This window comes from Rubinisphaera margarita (assembly GCF_022267515.1).
GTDB classification, from domain to species: domain Bacteria; phylum Planctomycetota; class Planctomycetia; order Planctomycetales; family Planctomycetaceae; genus Rubinisphaera; species Rubinisphaera margarita.
Genome location: NZ_JAKFGB010000009.1, coordinates 78,153 through 93,542, shown reverse-complemented (window position 1 = coordinate 93,542; position 15,390 = coordinate 78,153). Strand labels below are relative to the sequence as shown.

The window sequence follows — 15,390 nt, the reverse complement described above, 5'->3', positions numbered from 1 at the left end:
ATGGTCTATCTGAACAACATCACGACAAAAACCGGCGACGGCGGCACCACCCGTCTCGGCGACGGCTCCGAAGTTTCCAAGTTCGACATCCGCATCGAAACGCTCGGCACCATCGAAGAACTCAACGCTCACCTCGGCTTCGCTCTCGCTCAGGGAATCGCCGCCCCCTGGCACGATCGACTTCGCAAAGTCCAGAACGATCTCTTCGACCTCGGAGCCGATCTCTGCATCCCCGCCGAATCCGATGTCAGCTCCCCGTTCCGGTTCAACCAGTCCCAGACCAACCGGCTGGACAACTGGATGGTCGAAATTAACCGCAAGCTGCCGCCGCTCACCAGTTTCATCCTCCCCGGCGGCACGCTCGCTGCTGCGTCAGTCCACCTCGCCAGAACCGTGTGTCGCCGTGCCGAACGCATTCTCTGGCAGCTCGCAGCCGAACACGAAGTCCCAAAAGATGCCTGCATCTATCTGAACCGCCTTTCCGATCTGCTCTTTCAGATCTCCCGCATCATCGACGATCCCGGCAACCCCGCCCCGCTCTGGGTTCCCTCGCCCGCTCCCAAGGCGTAAAATCTTCGCGATGCGCTTTGCGCATTAAGTGTTCTCTGGCAGTTTCTCTCCCCGTTCGATTTTCGTTTCAGTTCCATGTCCGATTCCGTCTGGTATCAGGAAGGCCTCCGGTTCCAATGCACCCAATGCGGCAACTGCTGCACCGGAGGACCGGGAGCGGTCTGGGTGACCGAAGAAGAAATCCGCGAGATCGCCGAGCATCTCAAGAAACCGATCGGCGAAATCCGCCTCATGCATACCCGCCCGCTCCGCGGAAAAACGTCACTCAACGAGTTCCCGAACGGGGACTGCACTTTCTTCGATGGCCACACGCGCACCTGCAAAATCTACCCGGCTCGTCCCAAGCAATGTCGCACATGGCCGTTCTGGGATTCCAACCTCGCCGATGAAGAGGCCTGGAACTCGCTGAAACAATCCTGTCCCGGCATCAACCAGGGCAATCTGGTTCCACTGGAGACGATCCAGCAAAGAGCCGCCGAAGTTCATATCTGAAGCCTGAACCCCGAAAGATTCAGTTCGTATGATCACGCTCCGAAACCTCGCGCTCGCTTTCCTGCTCCTGACTGTGCCTGTTCTCGCACAGGAGCATCAGCACGATCATGCCGACCATTTGGCCGCTCCCGACATCAAGCCGCCGAAGATCTTTCTCGACAAGAGCGAACGAATCGTCTGGTATCAGCTCGATCGCCTCGACAACCCCCGACTCCTCCTCGTCGAACGCGGAACCGATGACCCCAAATACAAGCCAGTCTTCACCGCCATCCTCATCCGCGATGCCATGTCGCCTCAGTATCGAGAAGAAGCTCTCGATGCACTCGTGAAACTCAACAGTTCCGATCCAGTCACCGAACTCCTGGCCGCCTTCGATCGTCTCGATACCGAATCCGCGGCCAGCCGTAGAACCGCCACGCAACTCGCCAATCTTCTGCTTCGTCAGAAGCCCGAAACCCTCGCCAGCCAGAGCGGCAAGTTCGAACAACTCGTCTCGGCCGAAAGCCCGCTCCAGCGAGCCATCTCTCACGCCGCCCTCATCAGCATCGGCCAACAGGACAAAGCCTGGCAGCTCGCTTCGGCGTCGCCAGCCAAAGCGGCTGACTGGCTCGCCGGCGTCCGCCTTATCCCACAGGTCGAAATCCGCAATCAGGTTCGCCACCAGATCCTCACACTCACCGACAAGCCGCACTCTGTCGAACTCCGCCGCGATGCGCTGAACACTCTCGCCACACTCAACGGCCAGCCCGCGGAAACGTTTGCCACGGTTGCCGAACTCGTTGCGGAACCTCAGATTCGCGATGCCGGCATCTCCGTTCTGCTCGCCATCCCGGCTGAACACCGCGATCCGCAGATCGCCCGTGAACTGGCCGAACGATTCATCAAAGTCGCGGAGAATACCCCGCCAGCTCGACGAACGACCGATCCTTTTCTCCGCATGATGCAGCTGACCGACCAGCTTCTCGCCAAGCTCCCCGTCGATCTGGCCCGCACGTATCGCCAGCGACTCCGCGAAGTCGCCGTTCGGGTCGTTCTCATCCACACCGTGGAAGAGGAAATGCGATATGACATCCCTTACTTCGCTGTTGAAGCCGGTCGCTCCGTGCAGATTGTCCTGCAGAACGAAGACCTGATGCCGCACAATCTCGTCATCACCACGCCCGGCTCGTTGCAGAAAGTCGCTGAAGAAGGTCTCGCGGTCGGCCCTCAGGGCGTCGACGGCGGCAAAGCCTACGTCCCCAAATCGCCGGACGTCCTCCACGCCACCACCATGGTTCAGCCCCACCAGAAAGACCGGCTGACCATCACCGCCCCCACCGAGTCGGGCGAGTATCCTTACGTCTGCACCTTTCCGCGACACTGGATGCGCATGTACGGCGTCATGATCGTCGTCCCCGACCTCGATGCCTGGCTGCAGAACCCCACCGTTCCCACAGACCCGATCGGCAGCACCCGCTCCTTCGTTCAGTCGTGGAAAGTCGAAGACTTCACGTCCGATCTCCCCGACGGTCTACGAGGCCGCACGCCGGAAATCGGCCACAAACTTTTCACCGAAGCCACCTGTGCCCTCTGTCATCGCCTCAATAATCAGGGAGGAGCCGTCGGCCCCGATCTCACCCAGGTCTACCACCGCTGGAAAGGCAATTCCGAAGCCGTCCTCCGTGAGATCCTCGATCCCTCTCACCGCATCGACGACAAGTACGCCATGAACGTCGTCATCACCGCCGACGGACAGGTCTTCTCCGGCCTCGTCGTCGCCGAAGACAAAACCAGCATCTCCCTGCTCGAAAACCCCGAAGCCAAGGAACCCCGCAAGATCCCCCGCAGCGAGATCGAAGACATCGTCAAATCGACCCAGTCGATGATGCCCAAAGCGCTCCTCGACCGCTTCACCCGCGACGAAATCCTCGAAATCCTCGCCCTCCTCCAGACAACCGCCGCCCAGCATCCCCCACAACCCAGCGAATAATCGCTCCATCTCCCCCGAACCGTCCTGCCCCCAAGCAGTCGAGTCACACGCCGCACGGGGTGCCACTGCTGGCTAACCCAGCAGTGCGCCGGGGGAGAGCGCGCCATTGCTTTCACGCAATCCCCCCATAGCCCCTCCAACCGACACAACCCGCCCCACCCGGAACAGGAAATCCCTCGTCCCTCCGCCGCGCAGTCCGTCCCCAACCTACACTTCAAGCGGGACGTTCCCGGAATGCTTCAGCTATCTGCCGCTGCGATAACAATCGATGGACTTCACGATCGCCTTACAACTGCCTGCTCTCAGCCGCGAGATGATGCTCGTCATCATCCTCGTCCCGCTCGCACTGGCAGTCGGGTTCGCCTTCGGCCTGCTTTATGAACGCTGGTATCAGTCCGCCGCTCTGCAACGCGCCAGCAAACGATTTGAAAAACTGTTCAAGCATGTCTCAGGCTGCCTCGATCACGCCGAGCGTGCCTGTAGTCTTCTGCAGCGAAAAGCGGCTCAACAGAAGCTGACTCCCGGTCAGACGGCTCATCTCGGCGATGCCCGCGAAAGTCTCATGCGACAGATGACCCAACTCATCGACAGCTCGGCCGCTCCCTCGGCGACCAGCTCCCCCCCGGCTCGCCGCAAAACCTTCCGAGCACCGCGATGGTCAAAATACCCGGTCGATTCCCGAACTGATCTGCCCGACTTCACCGCCTGGCAGCAGAATCTCAAAAAGCTGAATCGCAGTCTCGCAGGCACATCAGCCACCTGCGGCGTCATCTTCATTCAGCTCGATCACTTCTCACGTCTGGCCCAGCACAACGGCCAGCCCGCCGTCAACGGATTCCTCCGCCAGACCGCCTCCATCGCCCTCCGCAGATTCCGCTCCGAAGACCTGCTCTGCCAGGCCACCGACGATCTGCTCATCGGCCTGCTACCCGACATCTCACGTGATGCCGTCCGCCACATCGCCGATCGAATCCGCGGGGAACTTCGCAACACGCTTTTCGTTCACCCAGATACCGAGCAGCAGATCTTCGTCACCGCCACGTTCGGCTGCACAACCTTCACCAATACCGACTGCTCCCTCGAGGAACTGCAGGACCTGCTCTGGCAGCGCGGACAATCCTCCCTCCGCACCAGCCCAAGACATGGCCGCTGCCAACTCCGAGAAGTCCACCCCGACGGCTCCATCCAACTCATCGCCAGCTGACAAAGACCATCGCCCCATACAAGTTCCCTCGCCCCCCTGGGGGAGAGGTCAGGGTGAGGGGGAAATGCGTGTAGAGCGCTTCACGGGCCCATCGATTCCGAGCGGAATGCAGCCCCCTACGCCACCGGGTCATACCCGTAAGCATCGAGCACAAATTTCATCCGGTTATTCACAACCTCCGCCAGATGCGGATCGGTCGCGAACACATTCTTCTTGTACTCTTTCTGACCGGCGACATACTGCTCGATCTTCGGCTGCACGACGTTGAAGTCCGGGAAGTCGAGCCCTTCGTAAACCGCCCTCATATGTCCGACCGGATCCTTCTCCAGCTCTTCGTACTTCACTTCATACAGATGCCCCTCGGGAATCTGCTTCTTGTCCTGCTCGTACGTCTTGATGCACTGCTCGTACGCCTCGAAGATCAACTCTTCGTTGCTTTGCAGATTCAGCCGCCCCAGCGCGTTCGACTGGAACATCACTCCACGCAGGTGGATCGTCGAACGAATGACGTCGTAAGGATGCCGATAGATGTAAACGAACTTCGCATCCGGGAACAGCTCTCGCAGAATCTCAATGCGATACGTATGCCCCGGCGACTTCAACACGACCGGCTTGTTGTTCCGAATCGTCAGCTTCTTCACGAGCGTCATCAGCGCCCGCTTCCACTCGTCGCGTTCCTCCTGCGGAGCCTCCTTGAAGTCGAAGTACTTCTCGTACCGCTCCCGATATCCCTGAAACGCCAAGTTCCGGTACGGCGAATACGTCGTCATCAGCAGCAGCGCAATTTCGTCTTCCTGCGGCAGTTTCCAGCCGGTCTGCATGTTGTCCATCGGCCGCTTCTTCGGCACCATGAAACTGGTCAGCCCCGCCATCGCCTTTTCGGTCGTCAGGAAGTGATGCGGAAAGATGCACTGATACAGGTTCGGATACGTGAACCGGTCATCCAGCGTCATCAGGTTGTGCAGAAACGTCGTTCCCGACCGCCAGTGCCCCAGCACGAAAATTGGCGGCTGCACCTCGGTCTGCTCCAGTTTCCGCTTCATTCGCAGCTGTTCGACCTGATACCAGATCGAGTTATGCGCCGTCATGAACAGCGTTGGCAAAATGCGATGCAGTTGACTCCAGTGGAGTTCCGCTCCCACGTTCACCAGTTTGGCGAATTCCCGCATCCGCATTCCATGCCAGATCACCAGCCCGCGCTGTGAATTGCGGACCGGCTTGGCAGCACTTTTCCCGTTCGGCTTCGACATATCCGTTACTGTATTCCTCTAAATCTCGCGTGACTCCCGCCCGGGAGATCACAGGTTGGCACCGCGCTCAGCAGAGCGTTATGCTCACATCGATGTTCTGCTGATCGACTGCCTTCGAAGCAGCGATCCACCCAAGTTACTCCAAACCAACATGTTTTCCCACCAAGGAGAATACCCGTGCGTTCGATCTGTCCAACCCTGATTGCAGCCGCAATCATGCTCTTTTCCGCCACCGTCACCTCCGCCGAAGACAATGGCTGGGTTTCCCTGATGGACGGAAAGACATTTGATGGCTGGAAAATCAATGAAAACGAAGAGAGCTGGGCCATCGAAGACGGAGCTTTCGTCGCCAAAGGAGAACGCAGCCACCTCTTCTATGTCGGCGATGATCGGCCGTTCAAAAACTTCGAATTCAAATGCCAGGTCAAAACGATGCCCAACAGCAACGGCGGCATCTACTTCCACACAAAGTTCCAGGAAGAGGGCTGGCCCAAGGGCGGCTTCGAATGCCAGGTGAACAACACCTACGAAAAAGACCCCAAGAAAACCGGCTCTCTCTACGCCGTCACCAACATCCTCTACGATGCCCCGGCCGTCGACAACGAATGGTTCGATTACCAGATCATCGTCAAAGGCAATCACGTCCAGACCATCATCAACGGCGACGTCTGCGTCGACTACTACGAGCCCGAAGGGGCTCAAGCCGGCAAAGCCTTTGAACGTGTCCTGAGTTCCGGCACCTTCGCTCTGCAGGCTCATGACCCCGGCAGCAAGGTCTACTTCCGAAAAATTATGGTCAAGCGTCTTCCCGAATAATGTCCGGGACACGAAAAAAGCCGCGTGAGCTGATCTCACGCGGCTTTTTCTTTTGCACTCCTGTTTCTCCAGAGACTGTCCAGAGAAACAATCAGGGTGCCCGACGGGGCTCGAACCCGCGACCTTCGGAATCACAATCCGACGCTCTAACCAGCTGAGCTACGGGCACCATACCGTTCCCTCCGGGGCAAAACCCGGGGGGAATCGACATACATTACCGGAGTGATTTCCCGGTTTCAAGTGTCCAATTTCCAACAGACCAGACAGCATTTCGCCGCCGGGTCCACTCTACTTCGACACTCTCCGCCCCGTCGGGTTCAAGAAATGCCTGAATTTCCCCCGTCAGAGTCGGGAACGCGGCTCCCGGGCCTTCAATCTCAACCCAATCCGAACGCTCGATCCAGATTCGCAGACACTTCCTTCAACCGCTCCAGATCGCCACCGGCCACTTCCGCGGCCACCCAGCCGTGATAGTTGATCTCCAGCAGCGATTTCCGCACGTCGGCCCAGTCGATGTCCCCTTCGCCCACCTTCGTAAACTTGCCCGCTTTCCGCGAGAACCCCTTCACATCCAGCTTGATGATCCGCTGGTCCAGCTGACGAATCCAGTCGCCGGTCGCTCCGTACTTCCAGTGGTTGCCGATATCAAACTGCATCCCCACCCACGGCGAATCGAATTCATCGACATACTTCACGAACTTCTCAGCCGATTGATTCGAGCCTCCTTCGTGATCGTACAGAAACTCGTTCCAAACATTCTCAATCGCCAGATGCACGCCCAGCTCCGCCGCCAGCGGAATCGCCTGAGCGATATTGTCGACCGAACGCTTCCAGCACTCGTCCTCGGTCCCGTCCTTCCCATGCCCCACAACCAGCAGCAGCGTGTGGCCTCCGACGGCATGCGTATCCCGCAGCGCCTGCTTCAACGTTTCCAGAGCCTGCTTCCGCACCGCTTCACTCGGATCGGTGTGCCGCACCTGCCAGTGCCCCGCACACACGTTCCCGTCAACCGGAATGCCGGTCGCTTTGATCGCCTCATTGACTTCAGGAATCGAATAGCCGGGGGCCTGCAGTTCGATCCCATCGAACCCCGCCTCCTTCACCGCCTGAAACTTCTCCGTCATCGACCCCGGCACTTTCACCATGCCGATCTTCAGCGTCTTGTACATCCGCCCCTTCAGCGAATCGCTTCCGGAAGATTCCGCGGCAAACCCGGCCAGCGGCCATGTCGCCGCCATCGCCGCGGCTCCCTGAAGCAGATTCCGACGTGAGAGATTGAGGGAAGTATGCATTTGCAGCTCCTGTTCTTCGATAGTTGTCGATCTGAAAATCGAGCGACTCCACGGATTACACTCTAACGAATCGTCACGGACTTCTCCCGCTCCGGCTTCCGCACCTTTAACTTCACCGGCAGCGTCGTCTGATTTCCCTGCCCCTGGGTCATGCCGAAAATCCAGCGATCCTGCTCGGCGACCCAGTCGGACGCCGTGAGAAAGATCTGCCGTTCGGTTTCATTCTCCCGAATCAGAATCCCGCTCAGGCCAATGTTATCCACAATGATCCCGTGCGGCAGATTCAGCACGTCCTGTTTCAGCCCGCCATTGAACCCGTTCCGGTCCATTCGCAGCACGGCGGTAATCGTCTGCCCCGGCGCGATCGTCAGCTCCACCGGAGCCGCATCAAACGCCGGCGAGTCCTGATCCGCCGTCACCACCAGATTCAGTTCCACTTTGGCCGGATCCAGCAATTCAATCTTCTTGAACCCACTCACCGCATGCTCGACCGAACGGCCATTGATCTCCGCCGTCGCCACGACTGTCATCTGCTTCAGCACGTCCTCGCTGACGGCGTCGGCATCAGCCGCCACGCAAACCGTCGTATCCGCCTCCCAGTGCCCCGCTTGAACGACAATCGGGGAAGCAATCTTCACCCCCGCCGGCACCTGATCAAAATCGACCCGCACATCTCCTTCGAACCCGTCGATTCGTTCCAGTCTGATCGTCAGCCGCGTGCCACTCCCGCGCGGAATCTTCAACTCAGCTGCTGACAGACTCGCCTGAAAATCAGGCTGAGCCGCCCGCACCGTCAGTTCGTACTTATACTCCGCCCCGCCAAACCTGCGGACATCCGAGACCCGCACCCGAAACGAGCCGGTCTCAGGAGCCGTGAACAGCACCCGCGAGTCATGCCCCAGCCGATGCGTCCCTTCATCGTCATTCTCGAAATACACGGGGAACACCGGCAGTCCGTTCTCCACGAACTCATCTCCCGGCCGGTAAGGTTCAACCACATAAATCGGCTCATCCAGAGCATGCGCCAACCCCGTGGTGCCGAAGTATGCCCGCCGTTTGCCCCCGAGACTGTAAAACTGAAAGTCCGAATCCGGTCCCTGCGGCAACCGCTCGACCCGCACGATTTCCCCATTCATGTAGATGTAATCATTGAGCCGGACTTCTTCCCAGTTGTGCATCCGGACGCCATTCCGATCCGAATCGATCGGACGGAACGTCACATACGAATCCCGGATCGCTCTCAACTGCAGCGCCTCGATCTTCTCGCCCGCCGCCGTCAGCACTTCGAGCTTCGTATCTGCCGGCGACTTGTTCCGCGAGGCCTTCGTCTCCAGCACGAACGACTCTCCCGCACTGGCGGAAAACGCGTAGTAGTCCTCATCAGCCGCGCCGTCGCGATTCAACACCCCCTGAACCACCACCGGCAGCGTCAACTCCTGCGCCTCCTCTGCTCCATCATTCGGCTCGACTTCTTCGACCGTTCTCGTCTCTCCGTCGAGACTGGCCGGCTTCGGCGTCGGCAACAGCGAGAACGGTTCCGCCAGTTCGGTTTCGCCGACACGAACATCAAGCCGACTCACCGACCACGATCCATCCAGTCGCGTCGTCAACAACCGAGGTGGACTCCCCGCCGCAGCCAGCGACGTTACCCAGTCCGCTTGCCGCGGCAGACTCTTCAGCTGCGTGAACGTCTCGGCTTCCCACGCCTTCGTCGTCCGGTCTTCCGCCGTCGTCACCAGAATCTCCCCGGCTTCCGAGAACGCCAGCGCCAGCACTGCCGCATCGTGAGCGAACCGCGTATACAGCAGCGGATGCCTGTGCTCCGCATTCCCGCCGGTCATCGACCAGATCCGCACCCGCTTGTCCTTCCCGCCCGCCACCAGCACGCGGCCCGACGGATGAAACGACACACATGTTTGCGCCATCGTCGGCTCACTCAGCGTATCGAGTCGCGATTGCTGCTCCACATCCCACAGCTTCACCGTGCTGTCATCCGCTGCTGACGCCAGAATCCGCCCGTCGGGATGAAACGCCAGCGCATTCACACTCCCATGATGCCCCGTCAGCGTGCCGAGTTTCTCCCCCGACTCAGCATTCCACAGCACGATCGTCCGATCATAACTCCCCGTCGCCAGCGTCCCGTTTACCGTCGGACCAGCCAGCGCATAGATCGCATCCTCATGCCCTCGCCGCTGCCAGAGCAGTGCCTGCGAAGCCACGTCGTAACACCGCAGCTCCCCATACAACCCCGGTTGACCCGAAGCACAGAACAGCTTCGACCCGTCTGCCGAGAACTGCACCCGATTGACCGCGCCCGGAAAATCATCCCAGATCGCGACCACGTCCCTGGTGTCCGCCTCGACCACCTCACAACGATTCTGACGCCCAATCGCCACCCGCTTCCCCTGCGGATGCCACGCCGAAGAAAACGACGGCACCCGCTCGGGCGCCGTCAGCTCGATCCTTGGCGTCGACAGCGCCATCGCTTCCGCCGCTCCATGAGCCCCCGCGTTGATCCACTGCGCGATCAAACCAATCTCCTCAGTCGAGGGAGCCGGCTCATCCTCCGGCGGCATCTTCGGCTCGTCCATCCCCTTCATCAACCTGATGATCAGGCTCGCCTCCGCATCGCCCGGCACAATCGCCGCCAGCTCATCACGAAACGGCTGCGACAGCATCTCCGGCTGATCAAGCCGCATGCCGCCATCCGGCTCCGCCCCCGAATGACACCCCAGGCAATACTTCGTCAGCAAAGGCTGCACATGCGTCGCAAACTCGACCGAAGATTCCTCAGCGGCTTTCACCGAAGAAGCACACGTCAGCGCCAGCAACGCACAAATCAGAGAACGCCCCCATCCCTGGGTGGCCCTGACAGCTCGGCTGTCAGGGCGGCGCAGCCGCTGGAGAATGCCGAGAAAGCGGCCCCATGTTTTCAGCATCGCAAACAAGCACATGATCAGCATCCTGCGGTGAAAAGTCAGGATCAATGATTGAACAGAAAATCGTTGCTGCTCAACAGACTCCAGTAGACATCCTCAAAGATGACCCGCCGATCCTCCGGCGAAACGTCCTCCGGAATCAGCGACAGGATCTGCTCCAGCTCCCGTTCTTTCGGAGCCCGGCCCAGCGAAGCCAGATACGCCTCCTCAATAATCTCCCGATCCGACTTGCCCGAATCGATCGCCTTCTGAATCGCGTTCTCTTTCTCGCTCAGTTTCTCATTCAACGTCGAGCCATTCATGATGTGCAGCACCTGCGACATACTCGGCTCACTCGAACGCTCGCACTCACACGTCGTCAGCCGCTCCGGCCGCCCGAACGTATCGAGGAAGTACGACACCACGCTCGTGTCTTCCAGCTGCTGAGCCCTCGTCCCGTCCGCGACCTCTATCTTCTCCAGCCCCGTTCCCGACTGCTGCCGCTGCGAGAACTTCGTCGGCACCCCCGTCACCTGCCCGACGGCATCCAGCAATACCTCGGCTCGCAACCGCTTCGGATAATAATGCGAATAGTACCGCTGATCGTTCTCGTTATCCGAGGTCGTCTCGCTCGAACGCTGATAGGTCTCCGACGTCAAAATCAGCTTCATCAACGGCTTGAGCTGGTAATCGTTCTCGACCAGAAACTCGGCCAGCGAATCGAGCAACTCCGGATTGCTCGGCGGATTGGTCAGCCGCAGATCGTCGACCGCTTCCACAATCCCGACGCCCAGAAAGTTCGCCCAGACACGATTCACAATCGCCTTCGTGAAATACGGATTCTCCGGCGACGTCACCCACTCGGCCAGCACCGTCCGACGATCCTCGAACTCCTCAAACCCGATCGCCTCTTCATCAAGCGGTTGCGGAGCCTGTGGCTGCCCGGTTCGCGGCTGAATCACTTCCCCGTCCAATGCCAGGAACACAATCCGATTCCCATCTCCATCCCGCGGATCTCCGCCCCAGCCCTTGGCCCGCACCCGGGCGAACAGACTCGCCATGCCGTAATAATCATCGTTGGTCCACTTCTCCAGCGGATGATCGTGGCACCGGGCGCAGTTCATCGACATCCCCAGAAACGCCATCGACACGTTCTCTGTCAACAGCAGTGGATCACGATGCAGCCCGTAGAAATTGACGGCTCCATTCTCCAGCGAACTCCCCTTCGCCAGCAGAATCTTTTCGACCAGTTCATCCCACGGAATATCCTGCTCCACCTGCTCGCGGATCCATTTGTAGTACGCCGTCACAGCCGCACCCGGCAGCTGCCGCCCCGAAACCAGCAGCAGATCCGACCAGTGGTAAGCCCAGTAATCAACAAACTCCGGCCGCTCGAGCAACGCGTCGATAACCTGCTCCCGCTTGTCCGGAGACTCATCCGCCAGAAATGCGCGAACTTCATCCGGCGTCGGCAGCGTCCCGATCGTATCCAGATACACCCGCCGCAAAAATGCTTCATCGCTGCAGCGTTTCGAGGGAGCAATCCCCAGTTCCTGCAACTTCGTCAGCACATGCCGATCGACACGATTCGTCGTCTCATCGAACGCGAACTTCTCGGGGTCAAGCAGCTTGTCCTGGGGAACTGTCACGATGGCCATCTCGTTCAACGCGAGATACCACGCCAGAATCGCCCCTTCTCCCTCGCCGGCCACGTTAATCCGCCCCGGCCCCTTCACCTGAGCCACCGACTGATTGTGCGAATCAAACTTCACCCAGTCGGTCACATCTTCATCGTGCCCGTCGCTGAACTTCGCCCGTACAATCAACCGCAGTTGATCTCCCCGCTTCACGCGATAATGCTTTGGAAAGATCTCCAGCTCGGTGATTCGGGCATCGCTTTCCTTCGGTTCCGGCTGACCAGCTGCAATCCACTCGGCCAACACCATGTAGTCTGGATTTCCCTCTTCAATGAGAGCCCCGCCCTTATGCGGCACTTTTCCGGTCGGCTTGGTCAACAGCAGGCTGAGCCCCGGGTCGGTCGGCACAATCCGCCGCCCGCGCGCCTGTCGGGTGATCGCAAAGTGATCGAACTGCGGATCATATCCCCGCAGCGACAGCTTGAACCCGTTCTTCCCCGCAGCCGCCCCGTGACACGCTCCCGAATTGCAGCCATGCTTCGTCAAAACCGACTGCACATGATTCCGAAAGCTCCAGACGAACTCCTCGTCCTGTCCACTCACAATCACCGGCACGCTCGCCGACTTCTCCTTGTGACGAGCGGTCAGCGTCGCGTCGCCATTCTTCAACGGCACCAGCCGATCGTTCTCCCACCGGGCAATCTCCGCCGGCTCCACCGACCACTCGATCTCAGCATTCGGAATCTGGCCGGTCGTCAAACCGTCCTCTTCCATCACCGCCAGCACGCGCTGCCGGTCAGCGGTCGACTCGAGTTGAACGCGGGGAGGAAGCAGCCGGAATTCTGCAGCGGCAGAACTCACAGCCGGGAAAAAGATCATGCACAGCAGAAGCAGACCAAGCGGGAGGAGCCTGAAGCGGGACATGGATCGCTCACCTGGAGTTGAGTGAAGGTCGCTGAACAAGACTCGAGACAAGCCTCGCGCAGGAGCGGACCGTATCAATCCGCTGGAGGGAAGTCATCGCGGGACGCCGCCCGCGCATCAATCATCACTGATCCATTCTGACCACAGGTCCGGCGAATGTCAAAACCGCCGCTATTCCTCGATGACCAGCTGAACAGGACAATGCAGTCCGCACGCCTTTCCGGGCCCCGGCACACAGCTGAGCGTCAGTTCGAGCCGGTTGCTCGACTCCAGCAACTCGGTGATCTCGACCCGCAGATCATTCACCGGCTCCGCATGCTCGACGAGCGTGCGCCCGTTCAACGAAAGACTGACCCTCCCGTGCAACTCCTCGAACGTCAGAAACAAACGAGCCTGATCAATCCCCGTCGGCGCATTGAAAGACCGCTCAAAACGAGCCCGTCCCCGATTCTCTCCAAAGATCTCCGACCAGTCACGCGGTAGCTTCACGCGCAGCGAGTCAGTCGACCCATCCCGGAACGAAAGCCCGTCCAACGGCTCCACCTGCCACGGACCCGCCAGCCGAATTGAATGAGCCATCCCTACCCTCACGATCTATCAACGCATCAAATGCATCATGCCCCACTCGTACCGGTGGCATCCTGCCCAATACAGTCCGGGACTCTTATTGCGGTTATCTAGTAGCACATCCTAAAGATCGATCAGATCTGTTCCTTCGCCCCCTTCAGGGGGAGAAGGTGCCCGAAGGGCGGATGAGGGGGCGATCCACCAGCGACGTTCTAATTCCTTCGCGAACCATCAGCCTACGAAGCATGCCACACGCATTTCCCCTCACCCTAACCCTCTCCCCTAGGGGGGCGAGGGGACTTGATGGGGAGGCGCAGCCGTGGGCGAAGTGGTATTGGCCCTATCTTATTCCAGGAAGCGAAACCTCCCGAACTCAGCGCAACCGTGCAACTTGAACCACCATTCAGGCAGGATCTACACAATCTCCCGCAGAGCACTCACCAGCGTCTGAATCTGCTCCTCGGTCCCGATCGTGATCCGCAGCCCGTCGACCAGTGTATCAAGATTCGGTCCCGCCTCCGGGAATTTCATGTACCGGACGAGAATCTTCCGCTTCTTCAGCTCGTCGTAGATCTCGAAATGCGAACGGTTCGGATGCGTCGTCCAGACAAAATTCGCTTCACTCGGCTGCACCTGAAAGCCCATCTGCTCCAGATCGCGGGTCAACTCCTGTCGAGTCCGGCAGATCATCTCGACCCGCTCCCGCATCGTCGCCTGATCCTTCAACGCCGCCGTCGCCGCCGCGATCGAAATGGCATCGCAGTTGTAGCTGTCTTTCACCTTCCGCATCCCGGCGATTACTTCCGGATGCGCCACCGCGAACCCGAACCGGATCCCCGCCAGGGAATACGACTTGCTCAACGTCCGCGTCACAACAATCTGATTCCCCACGTCGGAATCGAGCAGCTCGCGGGAAATCGACTTGTCACGGAAGTCGCCGTACGCTTCATCGTGGACCAGAATCCCCTCGCTCGGCACCAGCTCCAGAATCTCTTCGGTCGACCAGACCGTTCCCGATGGCGAATTCGGGTTCGGAATCAACACCATCTTCTGCGCCTGTGCCCGCTTGACCGCATCACGCGTCAGCGACCAGTCGTCGTTCAACGCCAGATGTTCGTACCGGGCCCCCTGAATCTCGGCCAGCGTGCCGTAGAGCACATAACTCGGGTACGGAAACGCGATCGACTCGCCCGGCTCTACGAATGTGCGGAACAGAATCGTCAGCACTTCATCGCTGCCGTTCCCCGGAATCACCCATTCCGGATCGACATCGAACAGCTCGGCTGCCGCCTTCCGAAAGGAACTGACCAGCGGGTCCGGGTACTTCTGCAGCGACGATTTCGCCGCTTCCTCCATCGCCTCGACCACCGAAGGAGCGGGCGGAAACGGATTCTCATTCGTGTTCAGCTTTGTCCAGCCGCCTTCCTGAGGCTGCTCCCCGGGCACATACCCGCCCAGCTGCTGAACGGCGGGACGAAACAGAGACTCAATCGATTTCTTCTTCATAACCTGTCCGAAAGACCCATTCAGGCCTGTACCATTTTTCCACAGTCGACCACATTCAGAAAGGATGGCCCAGAGATTCCTTTCCGGGTAGCGCGCCCAAAAGCGGCCTGTCCTCAGCGATCCTCAAGTTAACCAGGTCGATTCCTCGCAGACAGGAATCAGTCGTTCTCAATGTCCGAAAGTCCATGGAGACGAAGACGTTTCGGGTGGCCCTGACAGCTCCGCGATCAGGGCGGCGAAGCCGT

11 protein-coding genes and 1 tRNA gene are annotated in these 15,390 nt (G+C 59.4%); 5 read left to right on the top strand and 7 right to left on the bottom strand.

All coding sequences use genetic code 11. The features are described 5' to 3' along the window. From L1A08_RS03625 to L1A08_RS03610, 4 genes are all read left to right on the top strand, one after another. Window positions 1-570: a cob(I)yrinic acid a,c-diamide adenosyltransferase gene (locus tag L1A08_RS03625; protein ID WP_238754324.1), complete on the top strand. Its 570-nt coding sequence runs from the start codon at window positions 1-3 to the stop codon at window positions 568-570. 75 nt (window positions 571-645) lie between these two features. Next, entirely contained in the window at window positions 646-1,062 is a 417-nt protein-coding gene (locus L1A08_RS03620; RefSeq protein ID WP_238754322.1) for a YkgJ family cysteine cluster protein, read from the top strand. A 28-nt stretch (window positions 1,063-1,090) separates the two neighbouring features. Next, entirely contained in the window at window positions 1,091-3,031 is a 1,941-nt protein-coding gene (locus tag L1A08_RS03615) for a plastocyanin/azurin family copper-binding protein (RefSeq protein WP_238754321.1), read from the top strand. A gap of 268 nt (window positions 3,032-3,299) precedes the next feature. After that, window positions 3,300-4,235 (top strand): GGDEF domain-containing protein, encoded by a 936-nt coding sequence (locus L1A08_RS03610; RefSeq protein WP_238754320.1) that lies wholly within the window; start codon window positions 3,300-3,302, stop codon window positions 4,233-4,235. Window positions 4,236-4,351: 116 nt separating this feature from the next. On the opposite strand, the gene L1A08_RS03605 is transcribed toward L1A08_RS03610, so the two are convergent. Continuing rightward, window positions 4,352-5,485, bottom strand: a complete 1,134-nt coding sequence (locus tag L1A08_RS03605) for a sulfotransferase family protein (RefSeq protein ID WP_238754312.1) — start codon at window positions 5,483-5,485, stop codon at window positions 4,352-4,354. A 177-nt stretch (window positions 5,486-5,662) separates the two neighbouring features. Here L1A08_RS03605 and L1A08_RS03600 point away from each other — a divergent pair, with 177 nt between their 5' ends. Further along, complete coding sequence (locus L1A08_RS03600) at window positions 5,663-6,301, top strand: 3-keto-disaccharide hydrolase (protein WP_238754310.1); 639 nt, start codon at window positions 5,663-5,665, stop codon at window positions 6,299-6,301. Window positions 6,302-6,396: 95 nt separating this feature from the next. Here the strand turns inward: L1A08_RS03600 and L1A08_RS03595 are convergent. From L1A08_RS03595 to hisC, 6 genes are all read right to left on the bottom strand, one after another. Next, a tRNA-His gene (locus tag L1A08_RS03595) sits at window positions 6,397-6,470 on the bottom strand. Window positions 6,471-6,678: 208 nt separating this feature from the next. Further along, the gene (locus L1A08_RS03590) at window positions 6,679-7,593 is read right to left on the bottom strand and encodes a sugar phosphate isomerase/epimerase family protein (RefSeq protein ID WP_238754308.1); all 915 of its coding nucleotides are present in this window, start codon (window positions 7,591-7,593) and stop codon (window positions 6,679-6,681) included. 62 nt (window positions 7,594-7,655) lie between these two features. Continuing rightward, on the bottom strand, window positions 7,656-10,547 hold the full coding sequence (locus L1A08_RS03585) for a WD40 domain-containing protein (protein ID WP_238754306.1): 2,892 nt from the start codon (window positions 10,545-10,547) through the stop codon (window positions 7,656-7,658). 29 nt (window positions 10,548-10,576) lie between these two features. Then, window positions 10,577-13,072, bottom strand: coding sequence for a DUF1549 and DUF1553 domain-containing protein (locus tag L1A08_RS03580; protein WP_238754304.1), 2,496 nt, complete (start codon window positions 13,070-13,072; stop codon window positions 10,577-10,579). 171 nt (window positions 13,073-13,243) lie between these two features. Next, on the bottom strand, window positions 13,244-13,651 hold the full coding sequence (locus L1A08_RS03575; RefSeq protein WP_238754302.1) for a hypothetical protein: 408 nt from the start codon (window positions 13,649-13,651) through the stop codon (window positions 13,244-13,246). A gap of 402 nt (window positions 13,652-14,053) precedes the next feature. Next, entirely contained in the window at window positions 14,054-15,145 is a 1,092-nt protein-coding gene (gene hisC / locus L1A08_RS03570; RefSeq protein ID WP_238754300.1) for a histidinol-phosphate transaminase, read from the bottom strand. Window positions 15,146-15,390: the final 245 nt, after the last annotated feature.